Raw genomic sequence first — 17,698 nt, forward strand, 5'->3', positions numbered from 1 at the left:
GATCAATCATGAATAAGCTGTTCACCCCGTACAATCTTTCAGGTACCGCGCTCAAGAATCGAGTGGTGATGGCCCCGATGACTCGCACCCGGACTTTGGACAACATTCCCAATGAGTCCAACGCGCTGTATTACGCGCAACGTGCTTCCGCCGGCCTGTTGATCACCGAAGGCCTGCCGATTTCCGACGAGGCTCGCGGTTATCTTTATACGCCGGGTATTTACGCAGATGAGCACTTGCCTGGCTGGCGCAAAGTGACTGACGCAGTGCATGCCAAGGGCGGCAAGATTTTTGCGCAACTCTGGCACGTTGGCCGGATGTCCCATGTCTCGGTGCATGGCATGGTGCCAGTCTCCTCGGGCACGGTGGCTGCGGTTGATACCACGGTGTATGCCTGGATCGAGCCTGGCAAGTCAGGCCCAGTGCAACCCAGCGCACCCCGTGCGTTGGAGACTGCTGAAGTGCAACGCGTGATTGCGGACTTCGTAAGCTCTGCGCGTATGGCCATGGACGCTGGTTTCGATGGTATTGAAATCATGGCCGCGAATGGCTTCTTGTTCGACCAGTTCCTGAGCAGCGCCCTGAATACGCGCACCGACCAGTACGGTGGCTCCATCGCCCATCGCCAGCGTTTCCTGCTGGAAACCATAGATGCGATTGCAGCCGAGATCGGTGGCTCGAAGATCGGCGTACGCCTGTCGCCGTTCGGCCGCCTGTATGACTTTGGCGTGTACGAGGGCGAAGAACAAACCTGGATGAGCATGGCGGCGGCGCTCAATGAGCGCCAACTGGCGTTCGTTCACCTGAACTACCAACCCACTATCGTCGCCGCACCAACACCACCGGGTTTTGGCGCCGCATTCCGCGAAGTTTACAAAGGCACCTTGATGGCGGCTGGCGGCTTCACCAAAGAACTTGCGGAGTCTGAGCTGGCCAAAGGTGAACTTGACCTGATCGCTTTCGGCACGCCCTATATTGCCAACCCGGATCTGGTAGAGCGTATGCAGAACAATTGGCCATTGGCTGAGGGAGATCGTGCAACCTATTACGGTGTCAGCGATTCGATTGACAAGGGGTACACCGATTATCCGGAATATGCTGCGGCCATAGCCTGAATCCCGGCTGAGACATAATTGAAATTGCGGGCCAGTGAGTAATCAGCGGCACTTTCAAATAAAAAAAGCTCCTTGGTCGTTGAGTGCATTTGTACTCAATCTCCAAGGAGCTTTTTTGTGTCATACAAACCGGCTTCATCGTTCAATGTCGAAGACTAAAACGATCAGCCCTCAAGAACTTCGAGCGTCGGCACCATGCGGATAGCCCTGGAGAAGTTGGCGTAGTTGACCGAGGTCTTGAGCACCACGTTGTGCAATGCTTCAACGCGCTCACGCGAGGCGTCGGTGTGCAGGCGGATCACCACACTCACTTCGTCGTAACCCGGGTTAACGCTTTCGTCGATACCCAGAAAACCACGCAGGTCGAGCGTGCCATCAGTTTCGATTTCCAGGCTGTGAATCTTGATGCCCATCATTGCGGCGTTGGCGGCATAACCGACCGACATGCACGCGTTGAGAGCCGCCATCAGCAGTTCCTGCGGATTAGGTGCGGAGTTCTGTCCAAGTAATTCGTTTGGTTCGTCGGCAATGATTTCGAAATCCCGCGCATAGGTTTCACCCGCCAGGCTGTAACGGCTGACCTTTGCCACGGAACGGGTCTGGCCTTTCCACTCGGTCTTTACGTTAAAGCTTGCAAGCCGTTTTGTCTGATCCTCGGCTACGCCTTGGGCAAACTGCTGGAGCGCGGCGACATCGATACCGTTCAGGTTGTTACTCATATGCTTGTTCCTCTTGAATTCTGGGCAGCAGCCCGAAAGAGAAATAAGCCTACCAACTGGTAGGTTGATCATCAACAGATTGTTTTATTCCGCAATGAGAACGGGCATCGACCGAGAAGATTACCGTATGGTTGAGCCTTAGTGCTGCGTCCCGGTAGGGCGCAGTCCATCTAAAATTATCTCGATACCGGAAAAATGTTGGTAGTTGTCGTTCAGCGCCCAAGATACAAAGCTGCCGCCTTCCAGCGTATTCAAGATGAGTCGTGCAACCTTGACGTTGTCGAGGTCGGTTTTGAGCTCACCCGCCTTCTGGCCCCGCACAATATTGGCCTGAAGCCAATTCAGATGAATTTCGAAAAAATCTCGTGTCATCTCTTTCAAACTTTCAGGCAAAGCCGATAGCTCGGCTGCCAAGGCGCCGCATAGCGGAAGCAACGCACTTTCGCTGCTGTGCGCGAACATAAGGGCGAACGCATTAAGTCGGTCGATAATGAGGGGATGTGTATCGTCGATGCTTTCCAGCTGATTCTTGAAGCGGAACAGATAACTCTCGACGATGGCGATCGCCAACCCCTCTTTGGTTGGAAAGTGATGGTGAATACTCGCTTTCTTGATACCGATTTCCTCAGCCAGATCGGCGTAGCTGAACGCGGCATAGCCCTTGGTACGCAACAAAATCTCAGCGCTGGCAAGAAGGTCGGAACGTGTACTCATTGGGTCGCTTCCAAAATCGGTAATGACGCATCATAAATTAGTGCTTGTTCATAAGACAGCGCTCGACATTTTCAGCCTCGCCTCCGCGTAAAGAGATGAGGGACTTGGATTCCAGTCAAACCTGCTCCACCTCAATAGAACCCCTCCCGGCGAGACTGGTCTGCTCTGTATTACCTTTTGGAAATACAACCCATGTCCGCACAACACAGTCTTGTACTACTCGCTCGGGGAGGCTACGCCGCGCGGGGAGTGCTTTATCTGATCATCGGTATTTTCGCGCTGCTGGCAGCGCAGGACTCGACAAAACCAAAGGATAGCCACAAGAGCCTGGAAGCATTGCTGGCTCAGCCATTCGGGTATTTTTTAGTCGGGCTTGTGGTGGCGGGTCTGCTGGCATTTGCGGCTTGGCGCGTGCTGCAAGCGACGCGTGATGTCGATCACCACGGAAAAAACTTCAAAGGGCTGGTGATTCGCGCGGGGCTGTTTGCAGGAGGTCTGGTCAATGGCACTTTGGCGCTCTTCGCACTGGGCCTGCTCATCAGCGGTATTCGAAGCTCGGGCAATTCCGGGGGGCAAACCAAAGATTGGCTGGCGCATCTTCTGTCTTGGGATTACTCGAACTTGTTGATTTATGTGGTCGCCCTGATTCCGCTGGGTGTAGGCATTGCGCACATCATCAAAGGCTGGAAGGCGACGTTCGAAAAATATTTTGAGGCTGACGAAGACGTCATGCGCTACGTGCGCCCGGTGTCGCGCTTCGGGTTAATCGCCCGTGGGGTGGTGTTTATCGAGATTGCCTTGCTGTTGGCGGTCAGCGGTTCCGCTTATAAAGCCATGGATCCACCCGGCATGAAGGAAGCCCTCGACGCGCTGCAGAATCTCCCCGCTGGATGGCTGATTTTGATGGTGATGGCCTTCGGGCTGATTGCCTTCTCGGTGTACAGCTTCTCTGAGGCTTTCTGGCGCAAAATCAATATGGATGTGCCGGGAGTATCGAGACTTTAAGATGTCGCAATCACTTGCAGAGAAATTCGCGGATTGCTTCGGCAGTCCGCTTGGCGCTCGTGACCACGAAAAAATGCCCCTCGCCCTCTATGACCTGGAGTTCAGCACGGCGAATGCTACGGCGCAGAATGTGCGCGTTGTACGGCAGAACCAGGGTGTCGCGTTCGCCGGTGAGGATCAGCGTGCGCTGGCGCAGACGGAAAAGCCTGAGCAGGCTGGTCCAGCCGACCAGAGCCGCGAGTTGGTACAAATAGCTTCGCGGGTTTGTCGTTAGCATGCGCTTCGCCACACCCAAGCGCAGCAGCGTCTGTATCGAATTGCGCGAGCCTTCTTGCTTGCGCAGCTTGGCGTTTTTGCTTGCGCCAAAAAAATCGAGGATGTCGGCAGGCTTCACCAGCATCGCCGGGCCAGCTGAAGTCGCCGCAAGGATCAGCCGGCGCACCCTACGCGGGTGACGCAGAGCGAACTCTTGCGCCAATGCACCGCCCCAACTCACACCGAACACGTCGATCTGATCGATCCCCAATTGCTTGAGCATCTCGGCGATCAAATCGGCATGCCGCGGCAGACGCATTGGCCAACGGGGCATTTGCGACTTGCCGACGCCGGGCACGTCCAGGGTGATGGTCGTGTAGTCCCCAAGTTCCTCACGCAGCGGATCGAAGGTACGCATCAAGCCACCCAAGCCATTGAGCAAGAGCAGCGGTGAACCCTGACCGCAGATTGAAATATTCAATGTGAGGTCATCAATGGTGAGTCGGCGTGTGGTCACGGATTTCTCCCTTTAGATTCCTTCTGACTGACCAGCCAACGATTCGCTCATCTGCGCACGACACACCGCCAGGATTTCATCAGCCAACGCAGAGTCGTCAGGACAGGCGCGCGATAGCATGATCGCGCCAACCGCGCGCGCCAGCAGGTCGATCATTTTCACCCGCGCCTCATCCGGCGCAGCGTCCGGTCCGGTCGGGTATTTCTCGCCGAGCGTTTGCAACGTGCGCTCGATGCCTTCAGCGAAGGCCAATTTCAAATCACCCGACTGACGCGCCGCGTCACCGCACAACGCCGCCATGGTGCAACCGGTGGCGCGCCCGTCGCGGTGATCCCTCGACACATACACGTCGATGAAGTCCTGCACGCTCATCGCTTCGGCAGTAGCCAGCGACTGCGCCAGACTGTTGGCCGAGGCTTCGGCCATCAGGTCAGCCTTCGAACCGAAATGTTTGTAAAAACCACCATGAGTGAAACCGGCGGCCGCCATCAGGTCGGCCACGCCGACTCCGTCAAAACCGCGTTCGCGGAATACCACTGAAGCCGTTTCGACGATGTGCTCGCGGTTTGCCTGGGCCTGCGCCTTGGACACTCGCATGTTCGCTACCTCGCTACCGCTGGAAATTCATCGCCCGATCATACATAGATGTTGACCGTAATCAAAACCGTTGACAGTTTAGATTTCGATCATCATCCTAAACTCAAGCGAATCGATTTCGACGCCGCGCTCGCCCATCAATCCCAATCCACATTCCCGAAAAAGAGCCTACATCATGATTAACCGCCCTACCGTTCTCATCACTGGCGCTTCCACCGGCATCGGCGCGGTTTACGCCGAGCGTTTCGCCCAGCGCGGGCATGATCTGGTACTGGTCGCCCGCGACCAATCGCGTCTTGAAGCCCTCGCAGCAAAGTTGCGTGGCGAACACAACGTTGCCGTTGAAGTAATTGCGGCCGACCTGACGCAACTCAGCGACCTGCACACCGTCGAAACGCGTCTGCGTGATGACGCGCGCATCGGCATCCTCATCAACAATGCCGGCGCCGCCCAGTCCGGCAACTTCATCGAGCAAAGCACCGACAGCGTCGCGCAACTGGTGGCCCTCAACACCACCGCGCTGGTGCGGCTCGCCAGCGCCATCGCACCACGTCTGGCCAAGGCAGGTGACGGCGCGATCATCAACATCGGTTCGGTGGTGGGTCTGGCGCCTGAGTTCGGCATGACCGTCTACGGGGCGACCAAGGCGTTTGTGCTGTTCCTGTCCCAAGGCCTGAGCCTGGAACTGTCGCCTCAGGGTGTCTACGTGCAAGCCGTGCTGCCCGCCGCCACCCGCACCGAGATTTGAGATCGCGCCGGGATCGACATCAATACCTTGAGCGAAATCATGGAAGTCGGGGATCTGGTCGATGCCGCGCTGGTGGGATTCGACCGTCGCGAACCCGTGACCATTCCGCCGCTGCATGAAGGCGAGCGCTGGGATGCCCTGCAAACCGCGCGTCAGGGCCTGTTGACGCAGATCCGCCAGTCCGCCGTGGCGCAACGTTATTTGACTCGAGTCTGAACCATGAAGGCATTTTTTATCGAGCGCTACGGCAAGCACAACGGCATGATCGGCGAAGTGCCCGCCCCTGCTGTCGGTGAACATGACGTTCTGGTCGAGGTGCATGCAAGCAGCGTCAACCCGCTGGATTCGAAGATCAGAACCGGTGAATTCAAACTGATTCTGCCCTACAAATTTCCACTGATTTTAGGCAATGACTTCGCCGGTGTGGTCGTGCGTACAGGTTCGGCGGTGACGCAATTCAAGCCGGGGGACCAAGTCTATGCCCGACCTCCCGAGGCTCGGATCGGGACGTTTGCAGAACTGATCGCCGTGAATGAAAACGCGCTCGCGCTGAAACCCGCGAATCTCGACATGGCCGAAGCGGCGTCCATCCCCTTGGCCGCGTTAACCGCGTGGCAGGCGCTGGTTGAAATCGCTCAGGTGAAAAAGGGTCAGAAGGTGTTGATTCACGCGGGTTCCGGCGGTGTCGGCACGCTCGCCATCCAGCTCGCCAAACACCTCGGCGCTTTCGTTGCGACCACCACCAGCACGGCGAATGTCGAATGGGTGAAAGCGCTCGGGGCGGATGTGGTTATCGATTACAAGCGGCAGGATTTTGCCAACGAGTTAAGCGATTTCGACGTGGTCTTGAACAGCCTCAGCGGCGACGTATTGGCGAAATCGCTCAAGGTTCTCAAGCCTGGTGGAAAGCTGACTTCCCTATCAGGGCCACCGACTGCGCAATTTGCCCGAGAACAAGGTTTGTCTTGGGTGTTGGGGCAAGTCATGCGCCTGCTGAGCAGCGGGATTCGCAGAAAGGCCCGCAAGCACGGGGTGAATTATGCGTTTTTGTTTATGCGGGCTGATGGGAAACAGCTGCAAAAAATCACTGCGCTGATTGAGGCTGGGGTTATCAAACCGGTTATTGATCGCTCCTTCCCTTTTGAATCGACTGCGGAGGCGTTGCGGTACGTTGAGCAAGGCAGATCGAAGGGCAAAGTCACCGTGACATTGAGATAAGTGCGTTGCGAAGAATGTCAGTAGATAGCGTGGATGTTGCCGAGCATCAGCCTCCAGCGCCTGCGCCGGAGGAAAAGCCAACTCCCGACGCTCCGGAGCAGTCGGTTCACTCCGGACCCTGAACAATTAACATAACGATTCATAGCCACTAAAGCCCAACTCCATCCTCGCCGAGCGGAAAAATCAAATACCCGTATTTACGTAGTACCAACCCCCACCCATGTCAGTGACGCTGGCTTTCTCCGCCTTATCGGGCTGGTATGCAGCCTGCGGTGAATATATATAAGAGGCATAACAGTAGAAGCACGAAAGATCGACTTGCGCGAACGAGACAATGCCTCCCTCGGACCGGACACTGATTATGATGGGAGTTATGCTGGCCTTATTCGCTGCATCTCTGATCCTGGTAAAAATCTCGCTTCCCTGCTCGTCAAAGGGTTGGGCTTTGTCGCCATCGCCGCAGGTAGAGGCTGGTGAGCTGGCATAGTTACCCGCCTCGGCAAGCAGAGCTTTGCACCAGTCCTGATCCTGGAAATAAGTAACCTTATAATCATTGACTCTGGTGATCAGAGTATTTAGCCGAGGCACCATATCGATGCTGGTCGAATCAGCCGTTGCGTAGATAAGAACTACAACCGAGGTCACAATTGCAGCGATACCCAGCAAGATTTTAATTAAGACTTGAGCCAGGTATTTAACTGTTCCCCAAAGAGCACGACTCAACGCTTTCAATAAGCGTGTCATAACCATTTCAACGCGCCTGCCATTAGACTCGTCGTGACTACATTTATCTGGGGGCGAGTTTGGGTATGACTGGGATGGATGCGCTTGCCTCTTCGTTCATGAATCATGCTTGTTCTTCCTTGAAACTCCCGTTCTGAACCTGCGGCGAACTGCAGGACTGAATCCAACATTCAGGGAAGATCGGCTGGATCCTTGCCATGCGCGGCGGCCGAAGGATAACACTACCAGCTCCCATTCAGACGTCAGCCTGGGTGTTTAATCGGGTTTTCCGATGACGTTTAAGGACACTAAACGTTACTCCCTAAAGGCTACAGCGGCTTGCGCCATTGCCTACGACTACGCCAGAATCCGCCGGCTTGTGCGCTTGTGGTTCGGGTTCTATCGTCTCGGCTTTATGGTGGTCATGCACAGGGCACTTTCGAGTGCGCCGGTCTCCTTGTGTCCCGGTCTACCAACCTGCGTATGGCCACCACCCTCCGTTTGGTAGCGCGAGGGTGATGGCTCCGAATCGCGACACAAGGAGCTTCATCATGATCAAACCAACACCGAATCCCCCAGAAACCGACCCCGTCTCCCCTTACCAATTCCCAGATTCAAAAACACTCAACGAAGCCGCCGAACGCGCCCTCGACCATTACCTCACTCCCAAACAACGCATCATGGGCAGCCACCACAAACATGACCCGATGTTCATCGCCAATACGGCGCACGACACTGAATCGCTGCTCGCTAATGCCAGTGAATCGCTGGGGTCGGCTGGAGAAATGCTCCATAACTTTGCCGCTGTGCTGGACCCCGCCCACCGCAAGACTGCGCTGGGCATTGCGCAGGTGGTGATGTTGGGGGAGCTGGCGGTGAATCAGGCGCTGGATAATGTTGAGGTGAAGGTTTGATTGGCTGCTGAGGACTGCTGGTAGTACGGCACCTCATGAGCTGAATCGCCTCAGCCGAATGTTGCCTCTTTTGAGAGGCAGCATTCGGCCAATAGCGGTCAGTTCCTGCCGTCAGCTTTTGGCCAATTGCATACCCAAATGTAGATGGAATACCGAGCTCATTCACCTCCCTCATAAGGCCAACGGTGACCCAAAGCAGGCGAAAATAAACAAAAAATGGGGACGGATTTATTTTCCGAAAAAATAAATCCGTCCCCATTTTTTCCGGCGCGCTGTGCTGGCACCCGGCACCCGGCACCCGGCACCCGGCACCATCGGCATTGAAATTGGCGTGATCTGCGAGTTACTCCCGGAGTATGGCTGCGTAGCATCGAATGCATTCCAATCGAGGAGAAAGCAGATGACCGCGCACAATTCAACCACACGAGTGGCCCTGGTTACCGGTGCCTCTTCAGGTATGGGCAAGGCTTTCGCCAAGGCATTGCACGATGAGGGCCTGGTGGTCTATGCCGTCGCTCGTCGTCTGGAACAGATGGACGATTTGCGACAGCTGGGCGTACATACGTTGCAGATGGACATCACCTGCGATGAGCAAGTACGGGCGGCCGTCGAGCGCATTCAGGGCTGGCATGGAGCGGTGGATGTATTGATCAACAATGCCGGCTTCGGTCTGTATGGCGCCATGGAAGATATTGGCATCGATGAGGCGCGCTATCAGTTCGAGGTCAATCTGTTCGGTCTGGCGCGCCTGACTCAACTGCTGTTACCGGCGATGCGCGAGCGGCGTGGCGGGCGGATCATCAATATTTCGTCGATGGGCGGCCGCCTTTACACACCGCTGGGTAGTTGGTACCACGCCAGCAAACATGCCCTGGAGGGTTGGTCGGACTGCTTGCGTCTGGAACTGGCGCCTTTTGGCATCAAGGTGGTGATCATCGAACCAGGAGTCATTTCCACCGAGTTTGGTGAGGTCATGGTCACGCCCCTGCTGCAGCGCTCCGGCAGTGGTGCCTACGCGCCCATGGCCCAGGCTGTGGCCGCCGCCACCCGGAGCAGCTATGCCAGTGGCGGTGGTTCTGATCCGCAGGTGATCAGCACGCTGATCCTGCAGGCAGTCCGTGCACGGCGCCCGAAAACGCGCTATATCGCTGGCAAATACGCACGACCGATGCTGTTCATCCGCAAGTGGTTTGGTGACCGGCTTTTCGACAAACTGGTGCTGTCGACCGTGAAGTAAGGGTACACCGTGAAGCAGGCGAGTCGTTTTAGTGTCCACCGCGGCTGGAGACTGTTGATCACCGATCTGGGGCTGCAGCCGGCCGACGTCCTGGCTCTGGCCGGTTTGCCGGGCGATCTGTTCAGTCGCGCCGACGCCAGCCTCACACCGGCCGATTACTTTGCCTTGTGGCGTGGCCTGGAGACAGCTGCAGGCGATCTGGAGCTGCCACTGGCGATTGCCCAGGCACTCTCGGTGGAAGTTTTTGATCCGCCGATTTTCGCCAGCCTTTGCAGCCCCAATCTGAATGTCGCCCTGCAGCGCCTGAGCGAGTTCAAGCGCCTGATCGGGCCAATGCACCTGTTGCAGGAGGTCACTGCCGACGCCACCACGGTCGAACTGAGCTGCTACGGCTATAGCGGTGCGTTGCCGCGTGCGCTGTGTACCACGGAGCTGGTGTTCTTCACCCAACTGGCGCGGCTGGCGACCCGACAGGCGATCGTGCCATTGGCGGTGACGCTGGTGCAGCCGCCACAGCAGGCCGAAGCCTATCAAGACTTCTTCGGTGTGCCTGTCAGCGCCGGCACGAGCAATCGCATCCGCTTTTGCACCGCAGATGCGGAGCGGCCGTTTTTAACCGAGGATGTGCAGATGTGGGACTTCTTTGCGAGCAACCTGCGCCAGCGTCTGTCGATGCTGGATGCCGAGGCTGGCATCGCCGAGCGTGTGCGGGTGGCACTGCTGCAGATGCTCCCCGGCGGGCTGGGTTCCATCGAGGCCGTAGCCAGTCACCTGGCCATGAGCAAGCGCAGTTTGCAGCGGGCTTTGAGTGCCGAAGCCGCCAACTTCCAGGGCATTCTTGGCGCCACCCGTGCCGAGCTGGCCCGGCATTATCTGAACAACTCGACCTTGTCGTCTGGGGAAATCGCCTTTCTCTTGGGTTTCCAGGACGGTAACTCGTTTGTCCGTGCTTTCACTGCCTGGACCGGCATCAGTCCGATACGCTATCGCAAGGCGAGTTGACGACGTTCAGTCAATCGTGACGGAAACACGGATCCACCCTACTGATCGGCTGCCGATGCAATGACCTTTTGGCCCGAAACCTCATCAGCTGTGTCAGTTTCCATTAAATAGGTGCGCTCCCCCCTTTGATGCTCGATGAACTAGCCTTGCGCCGATCCCGGCCACCCAGCCAGATGCAGCGCTTTTAGCAACGTCTCGGCATCCAGCCCCGGCACGGCATGCCCATTACCTTCAGCCGTTTCGCCTGCCAGTAATGCATTGATGATCGCCTCCTCGACCGCTTCAGTGGCGGCCAAGAACAGTTCGCTGATGTGATCGTTATTCACCATGCGCAGGTTGTCGCAGGTCGGCGCTTTTTTGCTTTCATAAGCCGCGGGCGGCATGTCGTTGCCGGTCGCAAAGGCGATGAAGATATCGCCGCTGTGGTCTTCGTTGCCACCGCCGGTGCGAGCCAGGCCGAGGCTGGCGCGCTGGGCCAGGCGAGTGCATTGGTGTGGCAGCAATGGCGCGTCGGTGGCCAGACAAACCACAATCGAACCCATACCCGGATGCGGCAGCGAAGCTTTGAGAAACGGTGAGTCGGCCTTTTCCATGTAGCGTCCGACCGGGTAACCATCGACCCGCAATTCATTGCGGATGCCGTGGTTGGCCTGAACGATAGCCCCCACAGTCCAGCCACCCTCGGCACTGCTCAGTTGCCGCGAAGCCGTACCGATACCGCCCTTGAATTCATGGCAGATCATGCCGCTCCCGCCCCCTACATTGCCCTCGACTACCGGACCACTCTGCGCAGTGAGCAGAGCTTCGGCGACATGCTCGGGCTTCACATGAAAACCGTTGATGTCGTTGAGCAAACCGTCGAAGGTTTCCAGCACGACCGGCATGTTCCAGTAGAGCCGGCCGTCATCCGGTTGCTGTTCACGGTCCAGCACAATCAGCGCGTCGCGCACCACGCCCAGGCTATGGGTGTTGGTGAAGGCGATGGGGCTGGTCAAAAGCCCTGCTTCGCGAATCCATTCCAGACCGCTGGCGTCGCCGTTGCCGTTCAACACATGGACGCCAGCAAAACACGGCTGCTGACTGGTAGAGCCGGCACGCGGCTCGATGACCGTGACACCGGTCAGGATGTCGCGGCCGTTGGCAGTGCGCCCTCGCACATCGCTGTGGCCGACCCGCACACCCGGCACATCTGTGATGGCATTGAGCGGACCGGGCTGCAGTTGGCCGAACTGAATACCCAAATCGCGGGCACGGGGTTTCTTCATGTCTTTCATGGGGTTCACTTTTTCAATGGGGATTTAAAAGGAGTCGTGGCTCGGCACGAGTCCACCAATCAAGCGCCGGTCTTGACCGTGTTCCAGGTGCGGGTCCGCACACGCTCCATCTTCAGCGGGAGGGGTTGGAGCGGAAACAATGTGTCCAACACCTCCTTCGACGGATACACCCCGGGGTTGTCGCGGATTTTCTGATCGACAAGCGCGGTCGCATCTTTGTTGGCGTTCGGATAGCTCAGGTAATTGGAGGCCTGCGCGATGACTTCCGGACGCAGCATGTAGTTGATGAAGGCCAAACCCTGCTCCGGATTGGGTGCGTCGTTGAGTTGCACCAGGCTCTCCACCCACACCGGTGCGCCTTCGCGAGGAATACTGTAAACAAGGTTGCGATGGTTTCCCGCCAGTTCGGACGCCTTTTGCGCATCGGCAACACCTCCGCCCCAGCCCAACACGACACAGACGTTGCCGTTGGCCAGATCAGAGATGAACTTGGAAGAATCGAAGTAGACGATATGCGGGCGCAGCTTGAGCAACAGCGCCTGAGCCTTTTTGTAATCCTCGGGGTTCTGGCTGTTGTAAGGCAGTCCGAGGTAGTGCAACGCGATGGGAATGATTTCTCCCGGCGCATCCAGCATGGCAACGCCGCACTGACTCAGTTTGGCCAGATTCTCTTCCTTGAAAATCAGATCCCAGGAATTGACTGGCGCATCCGGCCCGAGAATCGCTTTGACCTTGTCCGCGTCATAGCCGATGCCGGTAGTCCCCCACAGATATGGAGCTGCATAGCTGTTGTCGGGATCATTACCCTCTAACTTGGCAAGAATGTCGGGGTCCAGATGCGACCAGTTCGGAAGCTTCGAGCGATCGAGTTTTTTCAACACGCCCGCTTTGATCAGGTTCGGCAGCAGGTCACCACTGGCAACCACTACGTCATAGCCGCTGCGGCCGGCCATCAGCTTGCTTTGCATGACATCGCTGTTATCGAACACATCGTAAACAGCACTGATGCCCGCTTCTTTCTGGAAGTCTTTCATCGTGTTCGGGGCGATGTAGTCATACCAGTTGTAGATATGCACGCTCGATTTGCCTGGCTCTTCGGCCTTGGCGCATGCCAGACCTGCACTTAAAAGCGTGACCAGGACTAATTGCATGTAACGAGGAGATTTCATCGGGATACTCCAGAGCGTTAGCGCCGAGTCCAGGGACACGAGCACTGCTCCTGCGGGTTTGTGGTTTTTGTTGTGGCAGGGTCGACTTCAGCTTCAGCGGATCAATAATTCACGCCGGCCATCAACGTGTTCAACCTGCTCGCCAGTCAGCAGCAAGCGGCGGTCGCTCAGGTAGTCATAGTCGCGGCGGGCAGTTCGCAGCAGGTCGAGATCCAGCTCTACCACCTGACGACATTCAGCACGCCCAGCTTCGAATAACGGGCGTCCGAAAGGGTCGATAGCCGCACTCCCACCAGCAAAAACCAGTCCTTCATCGCCGTCGCCGACGCGATTGACCATCACCGCGAATGCCTGATTTTCTTGAGCGCGAGCCATGATCGCGGTGCGGTGAACAGGGCCGTAGGGATCCATGTTGCCGTTAGTGACCAGAATCAGTTCGGCGCCGAGTTGGCCGAGGGCGCGGGCACTTTCCGGAAGCTCAATGTCGTAGCAAATCAGGATGCCGACACGCACGCCCTTCCACAGCACGGTGGCATAGCGGTCCCCCGGCTCAAACAAGCCGCGTTCCGACGGCCAAAGGTGAGTCTTGCGATAACTCAAGGCGATCCCTTCCGGGGTCACCAGCAAGGAGGTGTTATAGAACATTCCGGCGTCATTCTCAGCCATGCCAACCACCACCGACACGTTCCGTTGGCGTGCGGCGCGCTGCACTGCCTGCACGCTTGGGCCGTTCAGGGGTTCGGCGATTTCAACGAGCTGTTGCGCGCTGGCAAACCCCATCAACTGGGTCTCTGGAAAAACCAGCAAATCGGTATCGGCCGCGCAGGTAGCGATGGCCTGCAATGTACGCTGCAGGTTATAAGCGGTATCGCCATCGCGACCGCTTAGTTGTACGAGTTCAATCTTCATCGGTGATCCTTTCGGGTGTCAGTGGCTCGTGATCGCCAACCTGAACAGCACTTGCCAGGGCTGGATGGAGTATGGAGAGCCACAAAAAGGAAAGTAATCACATCGATGGGGTAACCCCGTATGGGTAGAAACGAGAACATCACACTGCACGACATGGCTTGGCATCAGGCGATTGGCCGGCTTATCGAGGCGCTTGACCGGCCTGATTTCTGGCTGACGTTGGTGCGTCTGCTCGATAGACACATTCCGGTGGACAGCTGGGTCGTGCTGGTTTTCGGCAGCGGCCGCCCGCAGGTACTTGCCGAATGCCCAGGCAAGGACGGCGGGCCAGATCCGCTGTTTCAGGATTACCTCAAAGGCCTGTACCTGCTCGACCCCTTTTACCTGGCCAACCGGGAAACGCCGCACAACGGTTTGTTCTGGCTAGCCGACGTGGCGCCAGAGTGTTTCGAACAGACCGACTATTACCAACGTTACTTCCGCCTCAATGTCGTTGCGGACGAAGTGCATATCAACGTCCAGCTCGACGCGCAACGCACCCTGAGTCTGTCGCTGGGAAGCGAAGGCCGCTTCAGTCCAGAACAAAATGCCTTACTCACACTCATCCAGCCTTGGGTTGCGGCGCTGATGCGCCAGCGCATGACATTCGAGCGCGAGTCACCAGAACAAACCGCGTCGCCTGCGCCAAGCTGGCAGAGCTGGCTGGGCTCCACTGACCAGCAACTCGACACACCGCTCTCTGCCCGCGAACTGGAAGTCGGTCGACTGATGCTCAGCGGTTGCTCGAACAAAGAAATCGCGCGCAAGCTCGCGATCTCCGCAGAAACGGTAAAAGTCCACCGCAAGCACATGTACAGCAAACTCGGCATCAAATCCCAGTCCGAGATGTTCTCACTGTTTCTGAACGCGCAGAGCTGAGGCCGTCGTTTCGCACATGCTGGCGGTCTCCGGCGAATTGATGCATGCGTGGATGATGCTTGGAAGATTTGATCGAAAGCGACCAGTTGGCGTGGGTGTTTAATCGGGTTTGCGGATGGCGTTTAAGGACACTAAACGTTACTCCCTAAAGGCTACAGCGGCTTGCGCCATTGCCTACGACTACGCCAGAATCCGCCGGCTTGTGCGTCTTGGGCGCGGGTTCTATTGTTGGCCGGTCACTGAGAAACAGTGATCGGGTTTGGTAGCCCGGGATATACACAAGGTGCACAACACATCATCGCGGCGTTCTATCGTCTCGGCTTTATGGTGGTCATGCACAGGGCACTTTCGAGTGCGCCGGTCTCCTTGTGTCCCGGTCTACCAACCTGCGTATGGCCACCACCCTCCGTTTGGTAGCGCGAGGTTGATGGCTCCGAATCGCGACACAAGGAGCGTCATCATGATCAAACCAACACCGAATCCCCCAGAAACCGATCCCGTCTCCCCTTACCAATTTCCAGATTCAAGAACCCTCAACGAAGCCGCCGAACGCGCCCTCGACCATTACCTCACCCCAAAGCAACGCATCATGGGCAGCCACCACAAACACGACCCGATGTTCATCGCCAACACGGCGTACGACACCGAATCGCTGCTCGCTAATGCCAGTGAATCACTTGGGTCGGCGGGCGAAATGCTCCACAACTTTGCTGCCGTGCTTGATCCTGCCCACCGCAAGACTGCGCTGGGAATTGCGCAGGTGGTGATGTTGGGGGAATTGGCGGTGAATCAGGCGCTGGATAATGTTGAGGTGAAGGTTTGAGGATTGGCTGCTGAGGTTAGCTAATAGCGCAACGCCTCAGATGCTAACGGCCACTCGAAGCTGCCTCTGTGAGAGGCAGCTTTCGACCAAAACAGAAGACCAGACGCTCACACTCGAACTTTTCCTACAGACTCGCCTCCAACCGCTGGGATAATCTCCCGGAGCGTTAAAAAAAGGTTTTTTTGCCTCCATCGGAGGCTTTTTACTGCACGACAAGGATGACGAATGACTCCCTCCGCTCGATTGGGTGACAAGCATGTCTGCCCAATGCCCGGTCACGGCACCACCCCGATTGCTTCCGCCAGTGGTGACGTAAATATCAACTTCATGGGATCTGCTCGGGTTGGCGATACCTGTGGCTGTGGAGCCGTAATCACCACAGGATTCCCGTCTATTCAAGTGAACGGGCGTCCTATGGCCCACCTGGCCAGCCCAACCAGTCACGGCGGAACGATCATCACCGGATCAGGCGATGTTGGCGGCGGTTTTGTCATGGGCGACGCTGGTGGTGCGACCATCGTCAACTTCATGATGCTAGGAGTCTTCAGGCCGGATGGCACTGTGGACGATGAGAAAATGGCCACACTGCTCGCTGACCCAAAGTTGAAAGAGAAAGCAGTTGCTGCAAACGCTCTGGTAGATCCCAAAGCCGCTCCGAACAAGCCAGACGCAAAGACTGAACCAAAAGTCCCCGCTACGTGCAAAGACCCTGACCTGATGGAACAGGTGGCCACCTATATCGCCGGTGAAATGAACCGCAACATCACGCACCCATCCGTACTAAAAATGAAGAAGCTAACCAGCTTTGACGCAGTAGCGGAAAATGCAAAGTTTCAAAAGCTACCTTGGTACGCACGCATCTCACCGCCCAATTTCCAAGCGATGGAGCTCGGTAACGCTGCGGCTGCGATGGCCCTATGGACTGAGCGGGTTGCACAAGGTCGGAAATGGGATCACAAGGGACCGATTGGGGAAGAGTTCGGCGGACCTTGGCAGAAACAAGGTCAACTGGACTACTTCTACGACATCTGGTCGAACATCCACTATGGCTATGTAGGCCGCGCTGGGGGGCTTTCTGAAAGCGTTCTCCTGGACGGTGCCGGGCTTGAGCAAATTGCCTCGGACTCCTTGCGGAAAGTTCAAAAGTGGGACGAGCGAAAAGGGCCTCACCGCTCAGCAGACATTGACGGAATGCGGGCCTGGGATGACGTAGGTGACCGGGTATCAATCAGCATTGGCATCAAACTTTACGAGCAGCATCCAAACGGCGGAATTACAGCAAAGATGCTAATGGATGAAGTATTAGCACTACCACGTTCAAGCTGGGGAGACGGCACACGTGACCACGTCTGCAAATAAACCGAAACGGCATTTCTGGCGCTGGGTGATGGCGCTACTACTCGCCCCCATCGTCTTTTGGTATGTCGCCACACCACAAGTGAGCTTCCACTTCTCTGACAAGGGACAGGGGCGACTCGGGTACATTTTGAATGTTCAGCATGGCATTTCGAAAGGCGAGATTTACCCAGGTGAAGCCACTGGAGGGGCTGGCCACATCTTCCCGAACAGTCAGTTTTTTATGGAGTTTGATTGGAACAACGGAGGGAAATCGCACTGCATCCGGGTCAAACCGAAATGGCCCAACACTGACGTATATATCGGGGCAGATGGCGCTATCGATGGCCGTACTGATGGCGACGTTATTGAAGCATGTGGGCCACTGCCAAAATAAAAAATCCGAGTAAAAAGGGGACTGATGAATATGATAAATAAAATCAGCCTCCTTTTTACTGTAACCGCCTCTGTGAGTGGCGGCTTTCGACCAAAAGCGGACATTCAGT

At 56.7% G+C, this 17,698-nt stretch carries 18 protein-coding genes and 1 pseudogene; 11 read left to right on the plus strand and 8 right to left on the minus strand.

The window, feature by feature from the left end:
• The first annotated feature begins 8 nt into the window (after positions 1-8).
• On the plus strand, positions 9-1,115 hold the full coding sequence (locus ACP7BN_RS02690; RefSeq protein ID WP_426201398.1) for an alkene reductase: 1,107 nt from the start codon (positions 9-11) through the stop codon (positions 1,113-1,115).
• A 164-nt stretch (positions 1,116-1,279) separates the two neighbouring features.
• On the opposite strand, the gene ACP7BN_RS02695 is transcribed toward ACP7BN_RS02690, so the two are convergent.
• Both ACP7BN_RS02695 and ACP7BN_RS02700 read right to left on the minus strand, forming a co-directional pair.
• Entirely contained in the window at positions 1,280-1,834 is a 555-nt protein-coding gene (locus ACP7BN_RS02695; protein ID WP_426201400.1) for an OsmC family protein, read from the minus strand.
• Positions 1,835-1,972: 138 nt separating this feature from the next.
• Positions 1,973-2,548, minus strand: a complete 576-nt coding sequence (locus tag ACP7BN_RS02700) for a TetR/AcrR family transcriptional regulator (RefSeq protein WP_426201401.1) — start codon at positions 2,546-2,548, stop codon at positions 1,973-1,975.
• A gap of 192 nt (positions 2,549-2,740) precedes the next feature.
• Between ACP7BN_RS02700 and ACP7BN_RS02705 the strand changes: the two genes are divergently transcribed.
• On the plus strand, positions 2,741-3,553 hold the full coding sequence (locus ACP7BN_RS02705) for a DUF1206 domain-containing protein (RefSeq protein WP_426201403.1): 813 nt from the start codon (positions 2,741-2,743) through the stop codon (positions 3,551-3,553).
• 10 nt (positions 3,554-3,563) lie between these two features.
• Here ACP7BN_RS02705 and ACP7BN_RS02710 read toward each other — a convergent pair whose 3' ends face one another.
• Together ACP7BN_RS02710 and ACP7BN_RS02715 are read right to left on the minus strand one after the other, a co-directional pair.
• A complete protein-coding gene (locus tag ACP7BN_RS02710; RefSeq protein ID WP_426201405.1) occupies positions 3,564-4,325 on the minus strand; it encodes an alpha/beta fold hydrolase in 762 nt (253 codons plus the stop codon).
• A 12-nt stretch (positions 4,326-4,337) separates the two neighbouring features.
• Positions 4,338-4,922, minus strand: coding sequence for a TetR/AcrR family transcriptional regulator (locus tag ACP7BN_RS02715; protein ID WP_426201406.1), 585 nt, complete (start codon positions 4,920-4,922; stop codon positions 4,338-4,340).
• A 175-nt stretch (positions 4,923-5,097) separates the two neighbouring features.
• On the opposite strand from ACP7BN_RS02715, the pseudogene ACP7BN_RS02720 reads away from it, so the two are divergent.
• Together ACP7BN_RS02720 and ACP7BN_RS02725 are read left to right on the plus strand one after the other, a co-directional pair.
• Positions 5,098-5,886 (plus strand): annotated as a pseudogene (locus ACP7BN_RS02720) (SDR family NAD(P)-dependent oxidoreductase).
• Between the two features lie 3 nt (positions 5,887-5,889).
• Entirely contained in the window at positions 5,890-6,888 is a 999-nt protein-coding gene (locus ACP7BN_RS02725; RefSeq protein WP_426201408.1) for an NADP-dependent oxidoreductase, read from the plus strand.
• Positions 6,889-7,071: 183 nt separating this feature from the next.
• Here the strand turns inward: ACP7BN_RS02725 and ACP7BN_RS02730 are convergent, their stop codons facing one another.
• The gene (locus tag ACP7BN_RS02730; RefSeq protein ID WP_426201409.1) at positions 7,072-7,638 is read right to left on the minus strand and encodes a hypothetical protein; all 567 of its coding nucleotides are present in this window, start codon (positions 7,636-7,638) and stop codon (positions 7,072-7,074) included.
• Between the two features lie 524 nt (positions 7,639-8,162).
• On the opposite strand from ACP7BN_RS02730, the gene ACP7BN_RS02735 reads away from it, so the two are divergent.
• From ACP7BN_RS02735 to ACP7BN_RS02745, 3 genes are all read left to right on the plus strand, one after another.
• The gene (locus ACP7BN_RS02735; RefSeq protein WP_426201410.1) at positions 8,163-8,525 is read left to right on the plus strand and encodes a DUF6124 family protein; all 363 of its coding nucleotides are present in this window, start codon (positions 8,163-8,165) and stop codon (positions 8,523-8,525) included.
• A 400-nt stretch (positions 8,526-8,925) separates the two neighbouring features.
• Positions 8,926-9,762 carry an oxidoreductase gene (locus ACP7BN_RS02740; RefSeq protein ID WP_426201412.1) on the plus strand — a complete coding sequence of 279 codons (837 nt, stop codon included), beginning with the start codon at positions 8,926-8,928 and terminating at the stop codon, positions 9,760-9,762.
• 54 nt (positions 9,763-9,816) lie between these two features.
• On the plus strand, positions 9,817-10,764 hold the full coding sequence (locus ACP7BN_RS02745) for an AraC family transcriptional regulator ligand-binding domain-containing protein (RefSeq protein ID WP_426201414.1): 948 nt from the start codon (positions 9,817-9,819) through the stop codon (positions 10,762-10,764).
• A 140-nt stretch (positions 10,765-10,904) separates the two neighbouring features.
• Here ACP7BN_RS02745 and ACP7BN_RS02750 read toward each other — a convergent pair whose 3' ends face one another.
• The 3 genes from ACP7BN_RS02750 to ACP7BN_RS02760 form a co-directional block, all read right to left on the minus strand.
• Positions 10,905-12,038: a P1 family peptidase gene (locus ACP7BN_RS02750; protein ID WP_426201416.1), complete on the minus strand. Its 1,134-nt coding sequence runs from the start codon at positions 12,036-12,038 to the stop codon at positions 10,905-10,907.
• 59 nt (positions 12,039-12,097) lie between these two features.
• On the minus strand, positions 12,098-13,207 hold the full coding sequence (locus ACP7BN_RS02755) for a polyamine ABC transporter substrate-binding protein (RefSeq protein WP_426201418.1): 1,110 nt from the start codon (positions 13,205-13,207) through the stop codon (positions 12,098-12,100).
• A 93-nt stretch (positions 13,208-13,300) separates the two neighbouring features.
• Entirely contained in the window at positions 13,301-14,116 is an 816-nt protein-coding gene (locus ACP7BN_RS02760) for a carbon-nitrogen hydrolase family protein (RefSeq protein ID WP_426201420.1), read from the minus strand.
• 120 nt (positions 14,117-14,236) lie between these two features.
• On the opposite strand from ACP7BN_RS02760, the gene ACP7BN_RS02765 reads away from it, so the two are divergent.
• The 4 genes from ACP7BN_RS02765 (at position 14,237) to ACP7BN_RS02780 (ending at position 17,589) form a co-directional block, all read left to right on the plus strand.
• Entirely contained in the window at positions 14,237-15,034 is a 798-nt protein-coding gene (locus tag ACP7BN_RS02765) for a response regulator transcription factor (RefSeq protein WP_426201421.1), read from the plus strand.
• A gap of 460 nt (positions 15,035-15,494) precedes the next feature.
• Entirely contained in the window at positions 15,495-15,857 is a 363-nt protein-coding gene (locus tag ACP7BN_RS02770) for a DUF6124 family protein (RefSeq protein ID WP_426201423.1), read from the plus strand.
• Between the two features lie 225 nt (positions 15,858-16,082).
• Positions 16,083-17,216 (plus strand): polymorphic toxin type 44 domain-containing protein, encoded by a 1,134-nt coding sequence (locus ACP7BN_RS02775; protein WP_426201425.1) that lies wholly within the window; start codon positions 16,083-16,085, stop codon positions 17,214-17,216.
• Positions 17,197-17,589, plus strand: coding sequence for a hypothetical protein (locus ACP7BN_RS02780; RefSeq protein ID WP_426201427.1), 393 nt, complete (start codon positions 17,197-17,199; stop codon positions 17,587-17,589). The genes ACP7BN_RS02775 and ACP7BN_RS02780 overlap by 20 nt, the downstream gene beginning before the upstream one ends.
• The last annotated feature ends 109 nt before the right edge of the window (positions 17,590-17,698 follow it).

This window comes from Pseudomonas sp. TWP3-1 (assembly GCF_049896625.1).
Classification (GTDB): Bacteria; Pseudomonadota; Gammaproteobacteria; order Pseudomonadales; family Pseudomonadaceae; genus Aquipseudomonas.